The sequence below is a fragment of the Streptomyces sp. NPDC088706 genome (genome assembly GCF_044752765.1).
GTDB lineage: Bacteria > Actinomycetota > Actinomycetes > Streptomycetales > Streptomycetaceae > Streptomyces.
In genome coordinates this window covers 242,177-265,199 of the sequence record NZ_JBIVLW010000002.1, presented here as the reverse complement: position 1 = coordinate 265,199, position 23,023 = coordinate 242,177, and the positions used below count along the sequence as shown (strand labels likewise).

Annotated in this window: 20 protein-coding genes; 14 read left to right on the top strand and 6 right to left on the bottom strand. The window is 71.8% G+C overall.

Annotated features, from left to right (window positions below):
- The first annotated feature begins 351 nt into the window (after positions 1 to 351).
- The 4 genes from ACIQAK_RS06800 to ACIQAK_RS06785 all read left to right on the top strand — a co-directional run bounded on the left by ACIQAK_RS06800 (position 352) and on the right by ACIQAK_RS06785 (position 4,235).
- Complete coding sequence (locus ACIQAK_RS06800) at positions 352 to 957, top strand: MarR family winged helix-turn-helix transcriptional regulator (protein WP_366387225.1); 606 nt, start codon at positions 352 to 354, stop codon at positions 955 to 957.
- A 192-nt stretch (positions 958 to 1,149) separates the two neighbouring features.
- The gene (locus tag ACIQAK_RS06795; RefSeq protein ID WP_073873291.1) at positions 1,150 to 2,307 is read left to right on the top strand and encodes an acyl-CoA dehydrogenase family protein; all 1,158 of its coding nucleotides are present in this window, start codon (positions 1,150 to 1,152) and stop codon (positions 2,305 to 2,307) included.
- Positions 2,308 to 2,361: 54 nt separating this feature from the next.
- The gene (locus ACIQAK_RS06790) at positions 2,362 to 3,237 is read left to right on the top strand and encodes an acyl-CoA thioesterase II (RefSeq protein WP_366387224.1); all 876 of its coding nucleotides are present in this window, start codon (positions 2,362 to 2,364) and stop codon (positions 3,235 to 3,237) included.
- A 38-nt stretch (positions 3,238 to 3,275) separates the two neighbouring features.
- Positions 3,276 to 4,235 (top strand): cation diffusion facilitator family transporter, encoded by a 960-nt coding sequence (locus ACIQAK_RS06785; RefSeq protein WP_366387223.1) that lies wholly within the window; start codon positions 3,276 to 3,278, stop codon positions 4,233 to 4,235.
- Between the two features lie 116 nt (positions 4,236 to 4,351).
- Here the strand turns inward: ACIQAK_RS06785 and ACIQAK_RS06780 are convergent, their stop codons facing one another.
- The 3 genes from ACIQAK_RS06780 to ACIQAK_RS06770 form a co-directional block, all read right to left on the bottom strand.
- Positions 4,352 to 5,173 carry a phosphatase gene (locus ACIQAK_RS06780; protein ID WP_366387222.1) on the bottom strand — a complete coding sequence of 274 codons (822 nt, stop codon included), beginning with the start codon at positions 5,171 to 5,173 and terminating at the stop codon, positions 4,352 to 4,354.
- Between the two features lie 100 nt (positions 5,174 to 5,273).
- The gene (locus tag ACIQAK_RS06775) at positions 5,274 to 5,939 is read right to left on the bottom strand and encodes a GPP34 family phosphoprotein (RefSeq protein WP_366387221.1); all 666 of its coding nucleotides are present in this window, start codon (positions 5,937 to 5,939) and stop codon (positions 5,274 to 5,276) included.
- 115 nt (positions 5,940 to 6,054) lie between these two features.
- Positions 6,055 to 6,675: a TetR/AcrR family transcriptional regulator gene (locus ACIQAK_RS06770; RefSeq protein WP_366387220.1), complete on the bottom strand. Its 621-nt coding sequence runs from the start codon at positions 6,673 to 6,675 to the stop codon at positions 6,055 to 6,057.
- A 129-nt stretch (positions 6,676 to 6,804) separates the two neighbouring features.
- Here ACIQAK_RS06770 and ACIQAK_RS06765 point away from each other — a divergent pair, with 129 nt between their 5' ends.
- The 4 genes from ACIQAK_RS06765 to ACIQAK_RS06750 are packed head-to-tail and all read left to right on the top strand — an operon-like array spanning position 6,805 to position 12,521.
- Complete coding sequence (locus ACIQAK_RS06765; RefSeq protein WP_366387219.1) at positions 6,805 to 8,427, top strand: carboxyl transferase domain-containing protein; 1,623 nt, start codon at positions 6,805 to 6,807, stop codon at positions 8,425 to 8,427.
- Positions 8,428 to 8,434: 7 nt separating this feature from the next.
- A complete protein-coding gene (locus ACIQAK_RS06760) occupies positions 8,435 to 10,378 on the top strand; it encodes an acetyl/propionyl/methylcrotonyl-CoA carboxylase subunit alpha (protein WP_366387218.1) in 1,944 nt (647 codons plus the stop codon).
- Complete coding sequence (locus tag ACIQAK_RS06755; RefSeq protein WP_366387217.1) at positions 10,375 to 11,346, top strand: hydroxymethylglutaryl-CoA lyase; 972 nt, start codon at positions 10,375 to 10,377, stop codon at positions 11,344 to 11,346. The genes ACIQAK_RS06760 and ACIQAK_RS06755 overlap by 4 nt, the downstream gene beginning before the upstream one ends.
- Positions 11,347 to 11,354: 8 nt before the next feature.
- The gene (locus tag ACIQAK_RS06750; RefSeq protein ID WP_366387216.1) at positions 11,355 to 12,521 is read left to right on the top strand and encodes an acyl-CoA dehydrogenase family protein; all 1,167 of its coding nucleotides are present in this window, start codon (positions 11,355 to 11,357) and stop codon (positions 12,519 to 12,521) included.
- Between the two features lie 196 nt (positions 12,522 to 12,717).
- On the opposite strand, the gene ACIQAK_RS06745 is transcribed toward ACIQAK_RS06750, so the two are convergent.
- Positions 12,718 to 13,377 carry a putative adhesin gene (locus ACIQAK_RS06745; protein WP_366387215.1) on the bottom strand — a complete coding sequence of 220 codons (660 nt, stop codon included), beginning with the start codon at positions 13,375 to 13,377 and terminating at the stop codon, positions 12,718 to 12,720.
- Positions 13,378 to 13,709: 332 nt separating this feature from the next.
- Positions 13,710 to 14,027 (bottom strand): winged helix-turn-helix transcriptional regulator, encoded by a 318-nt coding sequence (locus ACIQAK_RS06740; protein WP_401847776.1) that lies wholly within the window; start codon positions 14,025 to 14,027, stop codon positions 13,710 to 13,712.
- On the opposite strand from ACIQAK_RS06740, the gene ACIQAK_RS06735 reads away from it, so the two are divergent.
- The 6 genes from ACIQAK_RS06735 (at position 14,026) to ACIQAK_RS06710 (ending at position 21,221) form a co-directional block, all read left to right on the top strand.
- A complete protein-coding gene (locus ACIQAK_RS06735) occupies positions 14,026 to 14,667 on the top strand; it encodes a GNAT family protein (protein ID WP_366387214.1) in 642 nt (213 codons plus the stop codon). The two genes, ACIQAK_RS06740 and ACIQAK_RS06735, sit on opposite strands and share 2 nt — an antisense overlap.
- Before the next feature lie 420 nt (positions 14,668 to 15,087).
- Complete coding sequence (locus ACIQAK_RS06730) at positions 15,088 to 15,948, top strand: siderophore-interacting protein (RefSeq protein ID WP_366387213.1); 861 nt, start codon at positions 15,088 to 15,090, stop codon at positions 15,946 to 15,948.
- Positions 15,949 to 16,170: 222 nt separating this feature from the next.
- Positions 16,171 to 17,619 (top strand): aspartate aminotransferase family protein, encoded by a 1,449-nt coding sequence (locus ACIQAK_RS06725; protein ID WP_366387212.1) that lies wholly within the window; start codon positions 16,171 to 16,173, stop codon positions 17,617 to 17,619.
- Positions 17,603 to 18,880: a SidA/IucD/PvdA family monooxygenase gene (locus ACIQAK_RS06720; RefSeq protein ID WP_366387211.1), complete on the top strand. Its 1,278-nt coding sequence runs from the start codon at positions 17,603 to 17,605 to the stop codon at positions 18,878 to 18,880. Before ACIQAK_RS06725 ends, ACIQAK_RS06720 begins: the two co-directional genes overlap by 17 nt.
- Positions 18,877 to 19,446: a GNAT family N-acetyltransferase gene (locus tag ACIQAK_RS06715; RefSeq protein ID WP_366387210.1), complete on the top strand. Its 570-nt coding sequence runs from the start codon at positions 18,877 to 18,879 to the stop codon at positions 19,444 to 19,446. The genes ACIQAK_RS06720 and ACIQAK_RS06715 overlap by 4 nt, the downstream gene beginning before the upstream one ends.
- Positions 19,443 to 21,221, top strand: coding sequence for an IucA/IucC family siderophore biosynthesis protein (locus ACIQAK_RS06710; protein ID WP_366387209.1), 1,779 nt, complete (start codon positions 19,443 to 19,445; stop codon positions 21,219 to 21,221). The genes ACIQAK_RS06715 and ACIQAK_RS06710 overlap by 4 nt, the downstream gene beginning before the upstream one ends.
- Positions 21,222 to 21,280: 59 nt before the next feature.
- On the opposite strand, the gene ACIQAK_RS06705 is transcribed toward ACIQAK_RS06710, so the two are convergent.
- Complete coding sequence (locus ACIQAK_RS06705; protein ID WP_401847775.1) at positions 21,281 to 22,939, bottom strand: beta-N-acetylhexosaminidase; 1,659 nt, start codon at positions 22,937 to 22,939, stop codon at positions 21,281 to 21,283.
- Positions 22,940 to 23,023: the final 84 nt, after the last annotated feature.

Sequence of the window (23,023 nt, the reverse complement as noted above, 5' to 3'; positions counted from 1 at the left end):
GCGCATGCGCTCCGACCGGTCTGCCGTCAGGTGGACCGCGCTCTCACCAGCGATCCCGGCGGGCTGCTCCATCGCTGGGCAACCGCTGACAGCCTCGTGCCCCGCACTACGGCCCCCATGTCTGCGAACTCGTGTGTTTTCCGATCCGTTTAGGGGGAATTCGATGCCGCCGCGCGGCTCGCGGACACGCACCATTTCGGGTGGCCGGGAAGAATCGTAGGTTTCGGAACGGCTGGGGCGTCAACGCTAGGGAAGACCCGCCCTGAGCTGTGCCGTAGCGGCGGTGGCCGCGCACTGGACCACCCGCACGGCGCGGCACAGGGCCGCAAGCTCGACCAAGGGTGTCCCAGCATGGGCGAAGAGCATTCCGGCCCTGACCACGGTCTCCGCGAAGTGGCGGAGGCGATGCGCGGGATCATCGAGCTGCTGGAGGTCTACTGGACACGGGTTCCCGACGGGTTCTCGCCCGTCACCGTCTCCGCTCCGCAGCTTCGGGTCATGTACGTGATCGAACGCCGGGAGGGCATCAATCTGCGGCAGTTGGGCGCGGACCTCGATGCCGCACCGTCGTCGGTCAGCCGACTGTGCGACCGGCTGGAAGCCCTCGGCTTCGTACGGCGGTCCTCCAGCCCGGCCAGCCGGCGCGAGGTCGAGCTACGGCTGACCGTGCAGGGGCGGGCGCACCTCGAACGGCTGCGGGCCCGGCGCGAGGAGCGGCTGGCAGCCGCCCTGGCCCGGGCGTCGCCGGCCTCGCGGGCGCGGCTCATGGAGGCCGTGGCGGCCATCCGCGCCGCACTCACCGCCGCCCAGGCACAACCGCCGGCCTCCGACCCGGCCACGGAACGACGCCCTTCGCCCTCCGCCACGGAGCGCCCGCCAGGCTACGGCGCGGAACGCCCAGCGCCCTCCGGCGCGGAACGCCCACCGGACGCCGGACCGGCGCGGCGTACGGGTTGACCTCCGCGGGTGCGGGGCCGCATGCGCGTCCGCATCACGTGAAGGCGTAGGCCCACCACCGGCTCGGCCTCCCGCGCGTGCTCAGCATCACCCTGGACAGCTCCGTGACCGACCGGTAACTTCGAGAGGGAATGAGCAAGCGCTTAGCCATGCCCGGTGAGCGACCACACCAGCCGACCAAGGAGGCACCCCGTGCGCCGTACGGTATTCAACGAGGACCACGAGGCGTTCCGGGAGACCATCCGCGCCTTCATCGCCGCCGAGGTCGTGCCGGTGTACGACGAGTGGTTCGCCGCGGGTGTGGTGCCGCGCGAGTTCTACCTCAAACTCGGTGAGCTGGGCATCTTCGGCATCGAGGTCGACGAGGAGTACGGCGGCGCGGGCATCGACTCGCACAAGTACGAGGCCGTCATCTACGAGGAGACCGCGCGCGCGGGTGTCTCCTTCGGCGGCTCCGGCGTGCACACGCTGCTCGGCCTCCCCTACGTCAAGATGCTCGCCACCGACGAGCAGAAGAAGCGCTGGCTGCCGAAGTTCGCCACCGGCGAGGAGATGTGGGCCCTGGCGATGACCGAGCCGGGCACCGGCTCCGACGTCGCGGGCATGAAGACCACCGCCAAGCTCTCCGAGGACGGCACGCACTACGTCCTCAACGGTGCGAAGACCTTCATCACCGGTGGCGTCCACGCCGACCGCGTGATCGTCTGCGCCCGCACCGCCGCCCCGCGCGAGGACGACCGCCGCTTCGGCATCTCCCTGTTCGCCGTCGACACCAAGTCCGCGGGCTACTCGGTGGGCCGCAAGCTGGACAAGCTCGGCCTGAAGACCTCCGACACCGCCGAGCTGGCGTTCGTCGACGTCAAGGTCCCGGCCGAGGACCTCCTCGGCGAGGAGAACAAGGGCTTCGGCTACCTCGGCACCAACCTGGCCTCCGAGCGCTGGGGCATCGCCTTCGGCGCGTACGCGCAGGCCGCGGCCGCCGTCCGGTTCGCCAAGGAGTACGTCCAGGAGCGCACGGTCTTCGGCAAGACCGTCGCCTCGTTCCAGAACACCAAGTTCGAGCTGGCCGCCTGCCAGGCCGAGGTGGACGCGGCCCAGGCCGTCGCCGACCGCGCGCTGGAGGCGCTGGACGCCGGTGAGCTGACGGCGGCGGAGGCCGCGTCCGCCAAGCTGTTCTGCACCGAGGTCGCCCACCGCGTGATCGACCGCTGCCTCCAGCTGCACGGCGGCTACGGCTTCATGAACGAGTACCCGATCGCCCGCCTGTACGCGGACAACCGCGTCAACCGCATCTACGGCGGCACCAGCGAGGTCATGAAGTCGATCATCGCCAAGTCGATGGGTCTGTAGAGAAGCGCGCGCTTCTGCAAGGACTGTAAGGACTGTAAGGACGACGTTCTCTTCATGAGCGCAGCACTCGATTCCCTGCTCGATCTGCTCGACCTGGAGCAGATCGAGCGGGACATCTTCCGGGGCACGAGCCGCAGCGCGGTCGTGCCCCGGGTGTTCGGCGGACAGGTCGCGGCCCAGGCGCTGGTCGCCGCGGGCCGTACCGTCCCCGCCGAACGCGCGGCCCACTCCCTGCACGCCTACTTCCTGCGGGCGGGCGACCCGGGCGCGCCGATCGTCTACAGCGTGGACCGCATCCGCGACGGGAGGTCCTTCACCACCCGCCGGGTCGTCGCCGTGCAGCACGGGCAGCCGATCTTCCACCTCTCCGCGTCCTTCCAGAGTCACGAGGAGGGGCTGGAGCACCAGGCGGACATGCCGGACTCCCCCGATCCGGAGACGCTGCCCACGGCCGCCGAGATGCTGCCCCGGTACGCGGACCGCTTCAGCGACCCGGGGATGGTGGACCGGCTGATCGAGGCGCGGGCCGCGGTGGACCTGCGGTACGTGGACGCGCCGCCGTTCGGCACGGTGGGCCAGGCGCGGGAGCCGCGCTCGCAGGTCTGGTTCCGGACCAACGGCAAGCTCGCGGACGATCCGCTGCTGCACGTCTGCATGGCCACGTACGTCTCCGACATGACCCTGCTGGACTCGGTGCTCCTGGCCCACGGGCGGGGCGGCTGGGCGGTGGGGGACGTGGTCGGCGCGAGCCTGGACCACGCGATGTGGTTCCACCGGCCCTTCCGGGCGGACGAGTGGCTGCTGTACGACCAGGAGTCGCCGTCGGCCTCCGGCGGACGTGGCCTGGGCCAGGCCCGCATCCATACCGCCGACGGGCGCCTCGCCATCACCGTCATCCAGGAGGGCGTCGTCCGCGTCCCCCGGGGATGAACGGCATGTGACGCGGCGTTCCGGACATACTCCCCTGCATGACTGACGCGCAAGTGGAGAGCGGAACCGAGGGCGGGGAGTCCACCTTCACGGTGATCGTGGCGGCCCTCGCCAATCTCGGCATCGCCGTGGCGAAAGCCGTCGCGGGGCTGATCAGCGGATCGAGCGCGATGCTCTCCGAGGCGGCCCACTCGGTCGCGGACACCGTCACCGAGGTCATGCTCCTCGCCGCGCTCAAGCGGAGCGGGAAGCCGGCCGACGAGGACCATCCCCTCGGTTACGGCCCCGAGCGGTACATCTGGGCCATGCTCGCCTCCATCGCCACCTTCGTCGGCGGTGCGGTCTTCTCGATCTACGACGGGGTGCACACCCTGGTCGCGGGCGAGGAGCTGGGCAACCCGGTCGTCTCCTACGTCGTCCTCGGCGTCGCCTTCCTCCTGGAGGGCTACTCCCTGCGCACCGGCGTCAAGCAGGTGCGGCGTGAGGCGTCACGGCTGCGGGTGCCGGACACGTACTACCTGCGTCACACCCCCGACACCGCCGTGAAGGCCGTTGTCATGGAGGACTCGGCGGCCATGATCGGGCTGCTGCTGGCGGCGGGCGGGCTGCTCGGCGGGCAGCTGACGGGGTCGGGGGTGTGGGACGGGATCGCGTCCTGCCTGATCGGCCTGCTGCTCGTGTACGTGGCCTGGGTGCTCGGTCGGTCCAACGCCCAGCTGCTCATCGGCCGGCCGCTGCCCCCGGCGGTGCGGGCGGGGGTGCGGGACGAGCTGATGTCCGTCCCGCACATCGTCGACGTACTGGAGCTGACCACACTCATCCAGGGGCCGACCGAGATCCTGATCGCCGCGAAGGTCGACTTCCGGGACATGGCCACCGCCGAGGAGGTCGAGTGGGCCTGCGAGGAGGCGGAGGCGCGGCTGCGGGAGCGGTTCCCTTCGATCCAGCGGGTATATCTGGACCCGACGCCGGGGCGTGGCCGGCAACCCAGCCTCTGAGACCCCGGGCCCGGCGTGGCCGGCAACCCAGCCTCTGAGACCCCGGGCCCGGCGTGGCCGGCAGCCCAGCCCCTGCCCCTGCCGCTGGGCCCGGGAAGACACCGCGGCCGGGGAGCCTACGCGGCGGACCCGTCCGCCTCCGGCTCCGCGGGCCCCTCCTCCAGCAGCCCCGCCGCGTGCAGCAGGTACTCGGTCATCGGGTCGTAGAAGCGCGGGTCGGTGACGTGGTCGTCCAGCGGCACGGTGACCTGGAGGGTGCCCTCCGACTCGCCGAGGAAGAGGGCCGGGTCGTTGCAGTCCGCGTAGCCGATCGCGTCCAGTCCGCGCTGGCCGGCGCATCCCGCCCAGCCGTGGTCCGCGACGACGAGGTCGGGCAGCGGGCGGCCCAGGTGCTCCATGGCGTCCAGGATGGCCGCCATGGGGGCCGGGGAGTGGGTGTGCCAGAGGGTCGCCCCGCGCTCCAGCATCGCCACATCGGCGAACTGGAAGACCATGCCCTCGTCGGCCATCAGCCCGGTGGGGACGCGGACGGTCTCGCAGCCCGCCCGGCGCAGGGCGTCCGCCGTCTGCCGGTGCACGTCCAGCAGGCCACCGGGGTGGCCGGTGGCGAAAAGGACCCGCTCACGGCCGGCCGCGGCCTTGCGCAGGCGGGCCGCCATCCGCTCCAGGCCGTCCACGGTCAGCTCCGGGTCGATGGTGTCCTGGCCCGTCCGGTGCGCGGGGTCGTCGTTCACTCCGCAGCGCTCGGCCATCACCGCGAGCACGTCCTGCTCGTCGGTCCAGCGGTCGCCGAGCTCCAGGCCCAGCCAGTAGTGGCGGTCACCGTTGGCGAGCTTGCGGTAGTGGGAGAGGTTGTTGTCGCGCGGGGTGGCGACGTCCCCCGCGATACGCGAACGGACGAGGTGGTCGACGAGGGCGGCGCGGCTGGGTATCGGCATGGGCCCATTGTGCCGTCCGGGGTGCGGGGCGCGCCCGGCGTCCCGGACGGCGGACACGGCCGCCGGCGCGACTTGCGGTGCGGTGCCCGTGGACCCGGGCTCAGGGCACGACGGAGAGCACCGTCACCACGGTCACCGTCGAGATCGCCGCCTGGAGGTTGCGGATCGCCTCCCGCACGCTGACCCCCGCCCAGTGGCCGTCGGCGATCTCCGACATGCGCGGGGCCACCTGCTTCTTCGGCAGGCCGGAGAAGGCCTGCGCGTGCATCCCCGTGGCGTGCAGCAGGGCGACCAGCGCGGTGGTGCGGACGTCCGGCTCGGCCCCGTGCAGCACCACGGCGGACAGCCGTTCGCGCAGCTCCCGTTCCACGGATCCGTCGGCCTCCGGGTAGCGCCGCACCGGGAAGACGCCGAGGGCCCGGTGTCTCTCCTCGGTCACCAGGCCGCGGGCGCAGAGGCCGGCCACGACGTCCTGCGAGCCCTTCGCGTGGTCGCGGCTCAGCCAGTCGACCACCTTGCGGCTGCTGGAGGCCCCGTGGACCCAGCGCGCCAGCCGGTCGAGCCGTCCGTCCAGGAGGGCGTCGCCGGTCGGGGACGGGTCGAAGACCTCGACACGGCCGCCCTTCACCGTGACGCGGCCCGCCATGACCAGTTCCAGGAGCATGCCCGCGGCCACGCCCCAGCGCGCCGCCGACTCCCCCTTCGCCGCGCCGGTCGTGTCGTCCAGCGACAGCAGCATGATCTCTTCGCCCAGTGAGACGGCCATGGTCAGGCACTCCCGTATCTCTTCGTCCTGACCGGACAGACGTGCCGATCCCGCTCCAGGTTCCTCAGGAGAGGAAATCTCTGCTCAGGAGAGGAACAGGAGAGGAAGACGTTGCTCAGGATAGGTCCTCGGCGGCCGCGAACGCCCCCCGCGCCAGCCGGTGCAGCAGCGCGGCGGTGGCCTCGCGGCCGGGGCGGGCCTCCGGGCGGGCCAGGTGCGGGGTCGAGTTCAGCAGGCCGAAGACGGCGTGCACGGTGACACGGGCCTCGTTCTCGGGCAGGCCGGGGTAGAGGGCGCGGACGACGCCCACCCAGACCTCCACGTACTCGCGCTGGAGCCGGCGCACCCGCTTGCGGTCCGTGTCGCGCAGCCGGTCGAGCTCGCGGTCGTGGAGGGTGATGAGGGGGCGGTCGTCGAGGGCGAAGTCGATGTGGCCCTCGATGAGCGCGTCCAGGAGGGCCTCCGGGGAGCCGTGGCCGCGCGCGGCGTCCTCCGACACCCGCAGGCGGCCGCCCGCCAGCAGCCGTTCGCTGATGCCGACCAGCAGTTCGGCGAGCATCGCGTCCTTGCCGGGGAAGTGGCGGTACAGGCCGGGGCCGCTGATGCCGACGGCGGCGCCTATCTCGTCGACGCCGACACCGTGGAAGCCGCGCTCGGCGAAGAGGCGTGCGGCCTCCCGCAGGATCTGCTCGCGGCGGGTGGGGGCCGCGACGCGGGCGGCGGCATGGGTGCTCATGAGGATTCATTCTAGACAGGGTCGTTAGCGGTCGTTAACCTGAGGGAAACGCGTTAACGGCCATTAACAACAGCTCACCGTCGTCAACAGCAGCTGACGGGCGCGGCACGGGCAAGGGGGCTCGACACGATGCAGCAGGCACCGGTCCTGGCGAGCGCGGGCGATCCCGCCTCGGAGGCCTGGCAGGCCAACGAGGCGGCGCATCTCGCGCTCGCCGACGAGCTGGCGGCACGGCTCGCCACGGCACGGCTGGGCGGGGGTGAGAAGGCGCGCGCCCGCCACGAGGCCCGCGGCAAGCTGCTCCCCCGGGACCGGGTCGACACCCTCCTCGACCCGGGCTCCCCGTTCCTGGAGCTGGCCCCGCTGGCGGCCGAGGGGCTGTACGGGGGCGCCGCCCCGGCGGCCGGGGTGATCGCCGGGATCGGCCGGGTCAGCGGGCGCGAGTGCGTGATCGTCGCCAACGACGCGACCGTCAAGGGCGGCACGTACTACCCGATGACGGTGAAGAAGCACCTGCGCGCGCAGGAGGTGGCGCTGGAGAACCGGCTCCCCTGCCTCTATCTGGTCGACTCGGGCGGCGCCTTCCTGCCGATGCAGGACGAGGTCTTCCCCGACCGGGAGCACTTCGGGCGGATCTTCTACAACCAGGCCCGCATGTCGGGGGCGGGCATCCCGCAGATCGCGGCCGTGCTGGGCTCCTGCACGGCGGGCGGGGCGTACGTCCCGGCGATGAGCGACGAGGCCGTGATCGTCCGCAACCAGGGCACGATCTTCCTCGGCGGCCCGCCACTGGTGAAGGCCGCGACCGGTGAGGTCGTCACGGCGGAGGAGCTGGGCGGCGGCGAGGTCCACTCCCGTACGTCGGGGGTCACCGACCACCTCGCGGAGGACGACGCGCACGCTCTGCGCATCGTCCGCAACATCGTGGCCACCCTGCCGGACCGCGCCCCGCTCCCCTGGTCGGTCGAGCCGGCCGAGGAGCCGAAGGTGGACCCGGCCGGACTGTACGGGGTGGTGCCGGTCGACTCCCGGACTCCCTACGACGTACGCGAGGTCATCGCCCGGGTGGTGGACGGCTCACGGTTCCAGGAGTTCAAGGCGGAGTACGGTACGACGCTGATCACCGGCTTCGCCCGTATCCACGGCCACCCCGTCGGGATCGTGGCGAACAACGGCATCCTGTTCGCCGAGTCGGCCCAGAAGGGCGCGCACTTCATCGAGCTGTGCGACCAGCGCGGCATCCCGCTCGTCTTCCTCCAGAACATCTCCGGCTTCATGGTCGGCCGGGACTACGAGGCGGGCGGCATCGCCAAGCACGGCGCGAAGATGGTCACGGCGGTGGCCTGCACGCGGGTGCCGAAGCTGACGGTCGTGGTCGGCGGTTCGTACGGGGCGGGCAACTACTCCATGTGCGGCCGGGCGTACAGCCCGCGCTTCCTGTGGATGTGGCCCAACGCCAAGATCTCGGTGATGGGCGGCGAGCAGGCCGCGTCGGTCCTGGCGACCGTCAAGCGCGACCAGCTCGGCGACGCGTGGCCCACCGAGGACGAGGAAACGTTCCGGGACTCGATCCGCGCCCAGTACGAGACCCAGGGCAACGCGTACTACGCCACCGCCCGGCTCTGGGACGACGGCGTGATCGACCCGGTGGACACCCGGCAGGTGCTGGGCCTCGCCCTGACCGCCTGCGCCAATGCCCCGCTGCCCCAGAAGGACCCGGCCGGGCCCGGCTTCGGCGTCTTCCGGATGTGAGGAACAGATGACGATGTTCGACACCGTTCTGGTCGCCAACCGCGGCGAGATCGCCGTCCGGGTGATCCGGACCCTGCGCGAGCTGGGGGTGCGCTCGGTCGCGGTCTTCAGCGACGCGGACGCGGACGCCCGGCATGTCCGGGAGGCGGACACGGCGGTACGGATCGGCCCGCCGCCGGCCGCGCTGAGCTACCTGTCCGTGGAGAAGATCCTTCAGGCGGCCCGCCGCACGGGTGCGCAGGCCGTGCACCCCGGCTACGGCTTCCTCGCGGAGAACGCGGCCTTCGCGCAGGCCTGTACGGACGCGGGGTTGGTCTTCATCGGCCCGCCCGCCTCCGCGATCTCCCTCATGGGCGACAAGATCCGGGCCAAGGAGACGGTCGCGGCGGCCGGCGTCCCGGTGGTCCCGGGCTCCTCGGGCAGCGGTCTGACCGATGCCCAACTGGACGCCGCGGCACGGGAGATCGGCACGCCGGTCCTCCTGAAGCCCTCGGCGGGCGGCGGCGGCAAGGGCATGCGCCTGGTCCGTGACGCGGCGGTGCTGGCCGAGGAGATCGCGGCGGCCCGCCGCGAGGCCCAGGCCTCGTTCGGCGACGACACGCTCCTGGTGGAGCGGTGGATCGACCGCCCGCGCCACATCGAGATCCAGGTGCTGGCCGACGCCCACGGCAACGTGATCCACCTGGGCGAGCGGGAGTGCTCGCTCCAGCGCCGCCACCAGAAGATCATCGAGGAGGCGCCCTCGGTCCTGCTCGACGAGGAGACCCGGGCGGCGATGGGCGAGGCGGCCGTGCAGGCGGCACGCAGTTGCGGCTATGTCGGCGCGGGGACCGTGGAGTTCATCGTCCCGGGCAACGACCCGGCGTCGTACTACTTCATGGAGATGAACACCCGCCTCCAGGTCGAGCACCCGGTCACCGAGCTGATCACCGGCCTGGACCTGGTGGAGTGGCAGCTGCGGGTGGCGTCGGGCGAGCAACTCCCGTACGTGCAGGAGGACATCAGCCTGACGGGCCACGCCATCGAGGCCCGGGTCTGCGCCGAGGACCCCTCCCGCGGCTTCCTGCCCTCCGGCGGTACGGTGCTGGCGCTGCGCGAGCCGCAGGGCGGCGGGGTGCGCACGGACTCGGGGCTCAGCGAGGGCGTGCCGGTGGGCAGCCTGTACGACCCGATGCTGTCGAAGGTCATCGCGTACGGCCCCGACCGCGCGAGTGCCCTGCGCAAGCTGCGGGCGGCCCTGGCGGACACGGTGATCCTGGGAGTCCCGACCAACGCGGGCTTCCTGCGCCGGCTGCTGGCCCACCCGGACGTGGTCGCCGGGAAACTGGACACGGGGCTGGTGGAGCGCGAGGCGGAGGGCCTGGTGCCGGACGGGGTTCCGGACGAGGTGTACGCGGCGGCGGCGGCGGTCCGCCGGGAGGCGCTGGAGCCCCGGCCGGACGCGGAGGGCTGGACGGACCCGTTCTCGGTGCCGAGCGGGTGGCGGACGGGGGGTGCGCCGGCGCCGCTGCTCTTCCCCCTGCGCGTCGGGGCACGTGAACCCGTCACGCGGAGCTCCCCGGTCTCCGCGACCGTCACGGCGGACCGGGTCACGGTGGAAGCCGACGGCACGGTCGGCCACTTCCACCGCTGCGGCGATTGGCTCGGCCGGGACGGTGACACCTGGCACGTCCAGGACCACGACCCGGTGGAGGCCTCCCTGAGCGGAGCGGGCCGCAGCGGGAAGGACACGCTGGCGGCACCGATGCCCGGCACGGTCACGGTGGTGAAGGTGGCCGTCGGGGACGAGGTCGTGGCGGGGCAGAGCCTGCTCGTGGTGGAGGCGATGAAGATGGAGCACGTGATCTCCGCCCCGCACGCGGGGACCGTGACCGAGCTGGACGTCACGGCGGGCTCGACGGTGGCCATGGACCAGATCCTGGCGGTCGTGGCCCCCGGGGAGGACGCATGACCACGCGAGCACTGCCCATGAAGGTCCCGGCCCCCGGGCTGCCGGCCCGGGTCCGTATCCACGAGGTGGGGGCGCGGGACGGCCTGCAGAACGAGAAGGGGGTCGTGCCGACGGAGGTGAAGGCGGAGTTCATCCGCCGGCTGGCCGTGGCCGGGCTCACCACCATCGAGGCGACGAGCTTCGTGCACCCGAAGTGGGTGCCCCAACTGGCCGACGCCGAGCAGCTGTTCCCGTTGCTCGGCGAGGTCGCGGACATCGGCGACGTCACCCTCCCGGTCCTCGTACCGAACGAACGCGGTCTGGACCGGGCGCTGGCGCTCGGGGCCCGGTCGATCGCGGTGTTCGGCTCGGCCACGGAGACGTTCGCCGCGCGCAACCTGAACCGGACCGTCGAGGGGTCGCTGGCCATGTTCGCGCCGGTGGTGGCCCGCGCCAGGGCCGAGAAGGTGCGGGTGCGCGGGTATCTGTCGATGTGCTTCGGCGACCCGTGGGAGGGCGCGGTGCCGGTGGCGCAGGTGGTCGGGGTCGCCAAGTCCCTGATGGAGCTGGGCTGCGACGAGCTGTCGCTCGGCGACACGATCGGGGTGGCGACGCCGGGACACGTAACGGCTCTGCTGACGGCCCTGAACGAGGCGGGCGTGGCGACGGCCGCCATCGGCGTGCACTTCCACGACACCTACGGCCAGGCGCTGTCCAACACCCTGGCCGCCCTCCAGCACGGGGTGACGACGGTGGACGCCTCGGCGGGCGGCCTGGGCGGCTGCCCGTACGCGAAGAGCGCCACGGGCAACCTCGCCACCGAGGACCTCGTGTGGATGCTCGACGGCCTGGGCATCGAAACCGGCGTCGACCTCGACGAGTTGGCCGCCACCAGCATCTGGCTGGCCGGACAGCTGGGCCGGCCGAGCCCGTCCCGCACGGTCCGCGCCCTTTCCCCTTCCTCTTCCCCCGCCTCCCACAAGGAGTGAGTCACACCATGTCCCTGGACCACCGGCTGACCGCCGAGCACGAGGAACTGCGCCGCACGGTGGAGGAGTTCGCGCACGAGGTGATCGCGCCGAAGATCGGCGACTTCTACGAGCGCCATGAGTTCCCGTACGAGATCGTGCGCGAGATGGGGCGGATGGGCCTGTTCGGGCTGCCGTTCCCGGAGGAGTACGGCGGCATGGGCGGCGACTACCTCGCGCTCGGGATCGCCCTGGAGGAGCTGGCCCGGGTCGACTCATCGGTGGCTATCACCCTGGAGGCCGGGGTCTCGCTGGGTGCGATGCCGCTCCACCTCTTCGGCACGGAGGAGCAGAAGCGCCAGTGGCTGCCCAAGCTCTGTGCGGGCGAGGCGCTGGGCGCGTTCGGCCTGACCGAGCCGGACGGCGGCTCGGACGCGGGCGGCACGCGGACGACGGCGGTGCTGGACGAGGCGAGAGACGAGTGGGTGATCAACGGCTCGAAGTGCTTCATCACCAACTCCGGTACGGACATCACCGAGCTGGTGACCGTGACGGCGGTGACGGGCCGCAAGGAGGACGGGCGCCCCCGGATCTCCGCGATCATCGTCCCCTCCGGCACCCCCGGCTTCACGGTCGCGGCCCCCTACTCCAAGGTCGGCTGGAACGCCTCCGACACCCGCGAGCTGTCCTTCTCCGACGTCCGCGTCCCGGCGGCGAACCTGCTGGGCGAGGAGGGCCGCGGCTACGCGCAGTTCCTGCGGATCCTGGACGAGGGCCGGGTCGCGATCTCGGCCCTGGCCACGGGCCTGGCGCAGGGCTGCGTGGACGAGTCGGTGAAGTACGCGGCCGAGCGCCACGCGTTCGGCAGGCCGATCGGCGCGAACCAGGCGATCCAGTTCAAGATCGCCGACATGGAGATGCGGGCCCATATGGCGCGCGTGGGCTGGCGCGACGCGGCCTCGCGGCTGGTGGCGGGCGAACCGTTCAAGAAGGAGGCGGCGATCGCCAAGCTGTACTCCTCCACGGTGGCGGTGGACAACGCCCGTGAGGCGACGCAGATCCACGGCGGCTACGGCTTCATGAACGAGTACCCGGTGGCGCGGATGTGGCGGGACTCGAAGATCCTGGAGATCGGCGAGGGGACGAGCGAGGTGCAGCGGATGCTGATCGCACGCGAGTTGGGGCTTCCGGGCTGATCCACGCCGCCCGTTGCCGATCCCCGGGCCGTTGCCCGATCCCCTGACCGCTGCCCTGCCCTGCCCTGCCCTGACTGCCGGGCCGCTGCCCTGATGCCCGGCCCGGTGCGCTGATGCCCGGCCCGGTGCGCTGAGTGCCGTCGTCCCGGCCGCCGTGGTGCGTTCCACGGCGGTCGGGGCGCGGTGGCGCCGTGGACTACCTGCGCCGCTTCGGCGGCTTCTCGGGTTCCGGGCTCGGGGACGTGGACGTGGCGCGGAGCATGACCGTGTAGTTGCGGTGCTCGAAGAGGCGGTCGATCTCCGGGACGCTGGAGGAGCCCACCCCGCAGCAGGCGTAGTGCACGGTCAGGGGGGTTTCGTCGTCCTCCTGCTCCGCGTGGGCCGCCGCGAGTTCGGCCACCTTGTCGCGCAGGGTGCCGCCCTCGACCGAGGTCGCGCCCTCGGCCAGGTGCTTGGCGTCCAGAGGCATCAGCTTGTAGTTGATGACTTCGTCACCCGCGGTGTAGGTCTTGGGGAAGTCGGCTGGCATCGGCTTGCGCTTGTTGTTGTTCCCGACCAGTTCGAGATCCTCCGACGCCGGCGGCGTCCCGGACTCGACGAGCTTCGCCACCTCGTTCTCCAGCCACGCGCCGGGCGGGGCGTAGACGACCAGCTCGATGCCCGCCGGCACGGTGAAGGTCGCCTTGAGCGCACGGCTACGCGGATTGTCGGGGTTCTTGGGCAGCCGCTGGTTGTCGCCGAACCGGCCGTGGCCGCTGAGCACGGTGGAGTTCCGGCTGCCCGTGCCGGCCGACGGCTCCTCGGTGTTCTCCCCCGGCATCCGCTGCACCGGCAGCGCCGCCCGGCTGTCCAGCATGCGGCACACCTGGGCATTCCCGACCGAGCGCTGGAGCCGCATGAGGCCGCTGCCGGCCGCCTGCGCCGACGCCGAGGACACGGACGCGGGTGCCCCACGCGTTGCCAACGGCGGCCGGCCGGGCGATCGGGGGCCCTCTTCCGCCTCTTCCCGCGTGCGCATGCGCCACTCCCCTCGGTACGGCGATCCCGCGCGAAGGCGCGCGGAGAGGACCACGCTAGGGCGCCGCGCCCGGCGGCGGCAGGGCGCCAGGGCCACGACTGAGGACAGGGTCGGTTGCCCTCCGGGGGTACCGGCGGTGGCACCCCCTGGACGGGCCGAGGGCCGACGCCTCAGGCTGCGGGGCTCTCCGAGCCCTGACGGCCGTCGTACTCCGCGCGTGCCCATGCGATCTTCTGCTGGTGGTCCTCGGTCCAGTCGACCAGGGTCCGGATCGTCGTGTGCGGGGTCGCGCCCATCGGCGTCAGCTCGTACTCGACGCGCGGCGGCACGACCGGATAGACCGTTTCTTCGGCGTCTCCTCCGTCGCCGCCGTCAACACCGCCGCGACCGCGGGGACTTCGCCGGCCGCGCTGCTCGACGGAGCCCGTTCGACACCGCCCCGGAATCGGTTCGACAAGCCGGCCGCCCATCCGGCAGAGTCCCCGCATGAACCACCGGCACTGGCCCCTCCGCGGTCTCCGCGTCCGCACACCCCGCCTCGAGCTGCGCCTGCCCGACGAGGAGCTGCTCGACGACCTGGCCTCCGTCGCGGCCGACGGAGTGCACACGCCGGACCGTATGCCGTTCATCGTGCCGTGGACGGACGGTGGGCCCGACGCCGTCGGCAGGGCCGTGTTCCAGCACGTGCTGGGCACCGTCGCCGGGTGGTCGGCCCAGGAGTGGACGCTGACCCTCGCCGTCCTCCACGAGGGCAAGGTCGTGGGGCGGCAGGACGTGACGGGCCGGGAGTTCGGTGTACGGCGCGAGGTGCATACCGGGTCGTGGCTCGGCATCGCCCATCAGGGGCAGGGCATCGGGACGGAGATGCGGGCCGCCGCCCTCCACCTGGCCTTCGACGGACTCGGCGCCCGGTACGCCGTCTCCGACGCCCTGACGGACAACACCCGCTCGCTCGGCGTCTCGCGGCGGCTCGGGTACAGCCCGGACGGCCTGGAGATGGCGGTGGTCCGCGGGGCCGCCGTCACCGTGCAGCGGCTGCGGCTGGACCGGACGGCGTGGGAGAAGCACCGCGGCGTCGACGTCACCGTGCAGGGGCTCGACGCCTGCCGTGCCGACTTCGGGGTGTGAGGTCCCGGGGACTCGGGGGGGGGCGGGGGCTCCGGGCCCCGGGGGCTCGGGTCCCCAGGGGCTCGGGGTCCCGGGCTCGGGGTTCCCAGGGGCTCGGGGTCCCGGGGGGGCTCGGGGTTCCCAGGGGCTCAGGGGCTCCGGGGGCTCGGGTTCCCAGGGGCTCGGGGTCCCGGGGGGCTCGGGTTCCCAGGGGGTCCCGGGGTCCCCAGGGGGGCGGAGGCGCTCACGGCGGGGGACGCCGACGGCGACGGGGGTGCCGAGGGGTGCCCGCCCCGGCGTTCCTCGGGGCCGGCTCCGGCGCCCGGCCCGCCCGGCACCGTGACCACGTAGCAAGGTTAGGCACCTTCCTCCGAAACGCCCTCGCCGGAGCCAGCCGGGCCCGTCCGCCCGCCGCTTCCGGCCCGCCCGGAGGAGCCCTCGTTGACGACTGCCGCCGTTCCCCGTGTCGCCCCGTTCCGGTTCTTCGACCTGACCGTCCTGCGGGCCAGGCGGCTCGGCCCCTCCATGCTCCGGATCACCCTGGGCGGCCCCGGGGCCGAGGGGTTCAGGGCCGGGGGCCGCGACCAGAGCCTGTCGGTCTTCCTGCCGCACCCCGGGCAGGGCGAGGCCGTGGTGCCGGAGGGTGAGGACGGGGCCTGGTATCCGAAGTGGCGGGCGCTGCCCGAGGACGTACGGGCGGTGATGCGGTCGTACACCGTGCGGGCCCAGCGCGTGCGGACCGACGGCTCCACCGAGGTGGACATCGACTTCGCGCTCCACGGTGACGGCGGCCCGGCCTCCCGCTGGGCGCTCACCGCCGCGTCGGGCGACCGGCTCAAGGTGCTGGGGCCCGCGGTCGAGGACAACACCTCCGTGCGCTTCCGGCCGCCGCAGGACACCGACTGGGTCCTGATCTGGGCCGACGAGACGGCCCTGCCGGCCGCGGCCGCCGCCCTGGAGTGGCTGCCCGCGGGGACGCCCGCCCGGGTCTGGCTGGAGGTACCGAAAACGGAGGACCGGCAGGCCCTCAACACCGCGGCCAAGGCCCGGATCAGCTGGCTCGTCCGGAGCGAGGGCGCGCTTCCCGCCGTGGAGGCCGTGCGGGCCGCCGAGCTGCCGGAGGGCACCCCGTACGTCTGGATCGCGGGCGAGTCGTCCCAGGTGCGGGCGCTCCGCCGCCACCTGGTCCAGGAGCGCGGCTTCGACCGCGAGCGGGTCACCTTCGTCGGGTACTGGCGGCGCGGGCTCAGCGAGGAGCAGCTGCGGGCGGAGACGACCGCCCGGGCCGGGACCGCGCGGTAGCCACCCGGCTCACCCCTTCCCCAGTCGGCTCACCCCTTCCACCGGCACCCGGGACAGTCCGGAACAGGCGGCAAAGCGGACAGCCTCGACATCCACCGGGGCGAGGGACAGCGCTTGATCGAGTTAGGTTAGGCTAACCTCACTTCGACATCGCGTCGCTCGTCCCCCCTTCCCTGCCCGGAGGGACGCGATGAAGTTCCCCTCACCCGGGAGGACCCCTTCATGCGTTCGCACCTGCTCAACAACACCACTGCGGAGCACTACCGGCGTACCGTCACCGCAGGAGTGGAACGGGTCGCGGCCAAACTCGCCGCCACCGAGCGCCCCTTCAGCGGGGTCGGTGTCGACGAGCTCTCCCCCGTCGTCGACGCGATCGACCTGGACCGGCCGCTGGGCGACGCCGGCGCCGCCCTCGACGAGCTCGGCGAGGTCTACCTCCGCGACGCGGTCTACTTCCACCACCCCCGCTACCTGGGCCACCTCAACTGCCCGGTGGTCATCCCCGCCGTCCTCGGCGAGGCCGTGCTCTCCGCGGTCAACTCCTCCCTGGACACCTGGGACCAGAGCGCCGGCGGCACCCTCATCGAGCGCCGGCTGATCGACTGGACCACCGAGCGCATCGGCCTCGGACCGGCCGCCGACGGCGTCTTCACCAGCGGCGGTACGCAGTCCAACCTCCAGGCCCTGCTGCTGGCCCGCGAGGAGGCGAAGATCCGGCCCGAGCACTGCACCCGGCTGCGGATCTTCACCTCCGAGTGCAGCCACTTCAGCGTGCAGAAGTCCGCCAAACTCCTCGGCCTCGGCCCGGACGCGGTCGTCTCCGTCCCTGTCGACAGCAACAAGCGCATGCAGGCCGTGGCCCTCGCCCAGGCCCTGGAGAGGTGCGTCGCCGAAGGCACCGTGCCGATGGCCGTCGTGGCGACCGCCGGGACCACGGACTTCGGCTCCATCGACCCGCTGCCCGAGATCGCCGCACTCTGCGAGCAGTACGCGACCTGGATGCACGTGGACGCCGCGTACGGCTGCGGCCTGCTGGCCTCACGTGAGCGCCGCGGCCTCCTCGAAGGCATCGCGCACGCCGACTCGGTGACCGTCGACTACCACAAGTCCTTCTTCCAGCCGGTGAGTTCGTCCGCCCTGCTGGTCCGCGACCGGGCGACGCTGCGCCACGCCACGTACCACGCGGAGTATCTGAACCCGCGCCGGATGGCCGAGGAGCGGATACCCAACCAGGTCGACAAGTCCCTCCAGACGACCCGCCGGTTCGACGCGCTCAAGCTGTGGATGACGCTGCGCGTCATGGGTGCCGACGGCATCGGCGAGCTCTTCGACGAGGTCTGCGACCTGGCCGCCGAGGGGTGGAAGCTGCTCGCGGCCGACCCGCGCTTCGACGTGGTGGTCCAGCCGCAGCTCTCCACGCTCGTCTTCCGCCACATCCCGTCCGGCGTCACCTCCCCGGACCGGATCGACCTCGCCAACCTGCACGTCCGCAAGGCGCTGTTCGCCTCCGGCGAGGCGATCGTCGCGGGCACCAAGGTCGGCGACCGCCAGTACCTGAAGTTCACCCTCCTCAACCCCGAAACGACCGTGGAAGACATCGCCGCGGTCCTCGACCTGATCTCCGGCCACGCCGAGCAGTACCTGGGAGACTCCCTTGACCGCGCTTCCTGAACCCCACGACTTCATCGGGATCGGGCTCGGCCCGTTCAATCTCGGACTGGCCTGCCTGACCGAGCCGATCGACGAACTGAACGGCGTCTTCCTGGAGTCCAAGCCGGACTTCGAGTGGCACTCCGGGATGTTCCTCGAAGGGGCCCATCTCCAGACGCCGTTCATGTCGGACCTGGTCACCATGGCCGACCCGACCTCGCCCTACTCGTTCCTGAACTACCTCAAGGAGCGCGGCAGGCTCTACTCGTTCTACATCCGGGAGAACTACTACCCGCTGCGGACCGAGTACAACGACTACTGCCGCTGGGCCGCCGCCAAACTGAACAGCATCCGGTTCAACGAGACCGTCGAGGGCGTCACGTACGACGAGTCCACCGAGCTCTACACCGTGACCACCGCCGCCGGGACCGTCCTGCGCTCCCCCCGCCTGGTCCTCGGCACCGGAACCCCGCCGTACATCCCCGAGGCGTGCCACGGCCTCGGGGGGGACTTCCTGCACAACTCGCGTTATCTGGAGGGGAAGGCCGACCTCCAGAAGAAGAAGTCGATCACCCTGGTCGGCAGCGGGCAGAGCGCGGCGGAGATCTACTACGACCTGCTCTCCGAGATCGACGTGTACGGCTACCGGCTCAACTGGGTGACGCGCTCGCCGCGCTTCTTCCCGCTGGAGTACACCAAGCTCACGCTGGAGATGACCTCGCCGGAGTACATCGACTACTTCCACGCGCTGCCGGAGGAGACCCGCTACCGGCTGGAGACCGGGCAGAAGGGGCTGTTCAAGGGCATCGACGGGGAGCTGATCGACGCGATCTTCGACCTGCTCTACCAGAAGAACCTGCCCGGCCCGGTGCCCACCCGGCTGCTCACCAACTCCGCGCTCATCACCGCGCGTTACGACGAGGAGGGCGGCGCGTACAGCCTGGGACTGCGCCAGGAGGAGCAGGTCAAGGACTACTCCCTGACCACCGAGGGCCTCATCCTCGCCACCGGCTACCGCTACGAGGCGCCCGCCTTCCTCGAACCCGTCGCCGGCCGGCTGCGCCACGACAGCCGGGGCCGCTTCGACGTGGCCCGCAACTACAGCATCGACACCACCGGGCGCGGGATCTTCCTGCAGAACGCCGGGGTGCACACCCACTCGATCACCTCGCCCGACCTGGGCATGGGTGCCTACCGCAACGCGTACATCATCGGCGAACTGCTCGGCCGTGAGTACTACCCGGTCGAGAAGTCCATCGCCTTCCAGGAGTTCGCCGTATGAACCACCCCCACAGCAACACCCCCGGCGAACTCGGCACCTTCACCGTCCGCCCCCTCGATCCCACCTCCGACGCCGAGCTGGTCCACAGCTGGGTCACCCACCCCAAGGCCGCCTTCTGGCTGATGGGCGAGGCGAAACTCCAGGACGTGGAGCGGGAGTACATGGCGATCGCCGCCCACCCGCACCACGAGGCGTTCATCGGCCTGCACGAGGGCGAACCCGCGTTCCTGATCGAGCGGTACGACCCCACCGAGGTCGAGTTGAAGGGGCTGTACGAGGCGGAGCCGGGGGATGTCGGGATGCACTTCCTGGTCGCGCCGACCGACACCCCGGTGCACGGCTTCACCCGTGCCGTGATCACCGCCGTGATGGAGTTCCTCTTCGCCGACCCCTCGGTGCGCCGGGTCGTCGTCGAGCCCGATGTCACCAACAGCGCCGTGCAGGCCCTCAACAAGGCGGTCGGCTTCGAGGTCCTGCGGGAGATCGCCAAACCGGAGAAGGACGCGCTGCTCAGCGCCTGCACCCGCGAGCAGTTCGAAGCAGCAACCGGAGGAACCGACCGATGACGACCGCCCTCACCGACAGCGTCGCCCACCTCTCCCCGGCCCGCTGGGCCACCGCAAACCGACTGCTGGTCCGCAAAGCACTGGCGGAATTCAGCCACGAACGCCTTCTGAGCCCTGCCCCCCTCGGCGAGGACCGCTACACCCTCCGTAGCGACGACGCGGCGACGGAGTACCGTTTCACCGCACACCTCTTCGCGCTGGACCACTGGCAGATCGAGGCCGAGTCGATCACCCGCCACCGGCACGGGGCCGAAGTACCCGTCGACGCCCTGGAGTTCTTCATCGAGCTGCGGGTGGCGCTCGGGCTGACCGAGGAGATCCTGCCGGTCTACCTGGAGGAGGTCTCCTCCACGCTGGCCGGAACCGCCTACAAACTCACCAAGGAACCGGCCACCTCCCGCCAGCTCGTCGCGGCCGGCTTCCAGGCCGTCGAGACCGGGATGACCGAGGGCCACCCCTGTTTCGTGGCCAACAACGGCCGGCTCGGCTTCGGGGTCGACGAGTACCGCGCGTACGCCCCCGAGGCCGCCTCCCCGATCCGGCTGGTGTGGCTGGCCGCCCGCCGCGACCGGGCCACCTTCACGGCGGGCGCCGGCCTTGACTACGACACTCTGGTCGAGGGCGAGTTGAGCGAGGAGACCCGGGAGCGGTTCGCCGCCACCCTGCGCTCGCTGGGCCTGGACCCGGACGCGTACTTCCTGCTGCCCGTCCACCCCTGGCAGTGGTGGAACAAGCTGGCCGTCACCTTCGCCGGTGAGCTCGCCGAGCGCCATCTGGTCGTGCTCGGGGAGGGCGAGGACGCCTACCTCGCCCAGCAGTCCATCCGTACGTTCTTCAACACCGACCATCCCGGGAAGCACTACGTCAAGACGGCCCTGTCGGTGCTGAACATGGGCTTCATGCGCGGGCTCTCCGCCGCGTACATGGAGGCCACGCCCGCCATCAACGACTGGCTGGCCGCTCTGATCGAGCGCGACGGCCTGCTGACCGGCGCCCGGTTCTCGATCATCCGGGAGCGGGCCGCGATCGGCTACCACCACCGGGCGTACGAGGCGGCCACCGCCAAGGGCTCCCCCTACCTGAAGATGCTGGCCGCGCTCTGGCGCGAGAGCCCGGTCGCGGGCCTGGAGCCGGGTGAGAGGTGCGCCACCATGGCCTCCCTGCTCCACACCGACCACGAGGGCCGCTCGGTGGCCGGGGCGCTCATCGAGGAGTCCGGGCTCGACCCGCAGGTGTGGCTGCGGCACTACCTGGACGCCTACCTGGTGCCGGTGCTGCACAGCTTCTACGCCTACGACCTGGTCTACATGCCGCACGGCGAGAACGTGATCCTGGTCGTGGAGGACGGGATCGTCACCCGCACGATCTTCAAGGACATCGCCGAGGAGATCGCGGTCATGGACCCGGACGCGGTGCTGCCGCCGACGGTCGACCGGATCCGCGCCGAGGTCCCCGAGGACATGAAGCTGCTGTCGGTCTTCACCGATGTCTTCGACTGCTTCTTCCGCTTCCTGGGCGCGGGCCTCGCCACCGAGGGAATCCTGGACGAGGACACCTTCTGGCGGACGGTCGCCGCGTGCGTACGCGACTACCAGGCGTCGGCGCCCTACCTCGCGGACAAGTTCCAGCAGTACGACCTCTTCGAGCCGGAGTTCGCGCTCTCCTGCCTCAACCGCCTCCAGCTGCGCGACAACCAGCAGATGGTCGACCTCAACGACCCGGCCGGCGCGCTGCAGTTGGTTGGCCGGCTGAACAACCCGATCGCCAAGTACTGAGCGGTCCGCACAGACCGGTGAGCGCCCGAGGACGGTCCCCCGGGCGCTCACCTCTTCCCTCACCGCTCCCAGGGCACCTGCGGGGAGCGGTAGAAGTCGATCCCCAGCGCGGTCAGCCGCGGCCCCTGGGCGGCCAGGCGCACCTTGTACGCCTCCCAGTCGTGGGTCGCCGCGGGTGACCAGCCGAGCTCGGCGGCGCCCAGCAGCCGAGGGAAGGCCATCTGCTCGATCTCCGTGCTGTCGGTGAGCGTCTCGGTCCAGAGGGGCGCCTCGACACCGAGGACGGCCTCCCGCGGGGCTCCTTCCAGATAGCCCGCCGGGTCCCAGTCGTAGGACCGCCGCACCTCCACCAGTCCGGCCCAGCTCAGTCCCAGCTTCGTGTCCTTGGTGTACTTCATGTCCAGGTAGACCCGGTCGGCCGGTGAGAGCACCAGCCGGGTCCCGTTCTTCGCCGCGTCCGCCACCTGCTTGCGCTCGGCGGCCCCGGTGCGGTCGTACCCCCAGTACTGCGCCACCGCGCCCCTCACCGGCACCGCGCCGGTCAGCTGGTGCCAGCCCATCACCGTCTTGCCGTACTTCCCGACGACCGCCTGGGCCTTCGCCATGAACGTCACGTAGTCCTGATGGCTGGTGGCGTGCGCCTCGTCGCCCCCGATGTGGAGGTACTTCCCCGGGGTGAGGGCGGCGAGTTCCCGCAGCACGTCGTCCACGAAGTCGTACGTCACCGGTTTGGGCACGCACAGCGAGCTGAAACCGACCGAGGTGCCGGTGTAGAGGGGCGGGGCGACCCCGTCGCAGGTCAGCTCGGCGTAGGAGGCGAGGGCGGCGTTGGTGTGGCCGGGCAGGTCGATCTCCGGCACGACCTCCAGGTAGCGGGAGGCGGCGTGGCGGACGATCTCGCGGTACTGCTCCTTCGTGTAGTACCCGCCGGGCCCGCCGCCGACCTCGGTGGAGCCGCCGTACGTGGCGAGCCGGGGCCAGGAGTCGACGGCGATACGCCAGCCCTGGTCGTCGGAGAGGTGCAGGTGCAGCTTGTTGACCTTGTAGAGGGCGAGCTGGTCGATGTACCGCTTCACCTCGGCGACCGAGAAGAAGTGGCGCGAGACGTCCAGCATCGCGCCCCGGTAGCCGTAGCGCGGCGCGTCCGTGACCGTGCCGCCCGCGACCCTCCAGGGCCCCTGCTGCCGACTGTCGGCCTCCACCCGGTCCGGCAGGAGCTGGCGCAGCGTCTGGACACCGTGGAAGAGCCCGGCCGGGGCGCGGGCGGTGATGGTGAGCGCGGCAGGGGTGGAGCGCAGGCGGTAGCCCTCCTCGCCCAGGCTCCGGTCCCGGGAGCCGAGCTCCAGCCGGATGCCGCCGGGCCCCGGCCGGTCGGTGACGGGCAGCGCGTAGCCGGTGGCGGGGCGCAGGAGCTCGGCCAGGTACGTCCCGATCCGCCGCACCTCGCCGGAGTGACCGGCCACCCGGATCGGGGTCGTGGAGGTGATGGCGTACGGGGAGCCGCCCGGCACCACATCGGCGGGGACCGGCAGCAGCTGCCCGAGGGGGCGGGGCGCGGAGGCGGCGGCGACGGACGGGGTCGCGGCGGTGGAGGAGAGGGCGCCCGCCACGACGACCAGCAGGGTGGCCAGGAGCCTGGGGAGGGGTCTGTGCCGGGCCGGGAAGCGTGGGGCCGTACCGCGCGGAGCCTTCTGCCGATCCGTACGTCGCTGTCGCACAAGCCTGTCCCTTCGACGGGTCCTACCTGTGGATCTCCGGGCAACCGAACGCCGACCATCCGTATCGCGGAGCCGTGGACGGGT

Bases quoted from the DNA above. Each gene is read 5' to 3' on its own strand.
- ACIQAK_RS06800 (WP_366387225.1), top strand. From the start codon at position 352: ATGGGCGAAGAGCATTCCGGCCCTGACCACGGTCTCCGCGAAGTGGCG.
- ACIQAK_RS06790 (WP_366387224.1), top strand. From the start codon at position 2,362: ATGAGCGCAGCACTCGATTCCCTGCTCGATCTGCTCGACCTGGAGCAG.
- ACIQAK_RS06785 (WP_366387223.1), top strand. From the start codon at position 3,276: ATGACTGACGCGCAAGTGGAGAGCGGAACCGAGGGCGGGGAGTCCACC.
- ACIQAK_RS06780 (WP_366387222.1), bottom strand. From the start codon at position 5,173: ATGCCGATACCCAGCCGCGCCGCCCTCGTCGACCACCTCGTCCGTTCG.
- ACIQAK_RS06775 (WP_366387221.1), bottom strand. From the start codon at position 5,939: ATGGCCGTCTCACTGGGCGAAGAGATCATGCTGCTGTCGCTGGACGAC.
- ACIQAK_RS06770 (WP_366387220.1), bottom strand. From the start codon at position 6,675: ATGAGCACCCATGCCGCCGCCCGCGTCGCGGCCCCCACCCGCCGCGAG.
- ACIQAK_RS06765 (WP_366387219.1), top strand. From the start codon at position 6,805: ATGCAGCAGGCACCGGTCCTGGCGAGCGCGGGCGATCCCGCCTCGGAG.
- ACIQAK_RS06760 (WP_366387218.1), top strand. From the start codon at position 8,435: ATGACGATGTTCGACACCGTTCTGGTCGCCAACCGCGGCGAGATCGCC.
- ACIQAK_RS06755 (WP_366387217.1), top strand. From the start codon at position 10,375: ATGACCACGCGAGCACTGCCCATGAAGGTCCCGGCCCCCGGGCTGCCG.
- ACIQAK_RS06750 (WP_366387216.1), top strand. From the start codon at position 11,355: ATGTCCCTGGACCACCGGCTGACCGCCGAGCACGAGGAACTGCGCCGC.
- ACIQAK_RS06745 (WP_366387215.1), bottom strand. From the start codon at position 13,377: ATGCTGGACAGCCGGGCGGCGCTGCCGGTGCAGCGGATGCCGGGGGAG.
- ACIQAK_RS06735 (WP_366387214.1), top strand. From the start codon at position 14,026: ATGAACCACCGGCACTGGCCCCTCCGCGGTCTCCGCGTCCGCACACCC.
- ACIQAK_RS06740 (WP_401847776.1), bottom strand. From the start codon at position 14,027: ATGCGGGGACTCTGCCGGATGGGCGGCCGGCTTGTCGAACCGATTCCG.
- ACIQAK_RS06725 (WP_366387212.1), top strand. From the start codon at position 16,171: ATGCGTTCGCACCTGCTCAACAACACCACTGCGGAGCACTACCGGCGT.
- ACIQAK_RS06715 (WP_366387210.1), top strand. From the start codon at position 18,877: ATGAACCACCCCCACAGCAACACCCCCGGCGAACTCGGCACCTTCACC.
- ACIQAK_RS06710 (WP_366387209.1), top strand. From the start codon at position 19,443: ATGACGACCGCCCTCACCGACAGCGTCGCCCACCTCTCCCCGGCCCGC.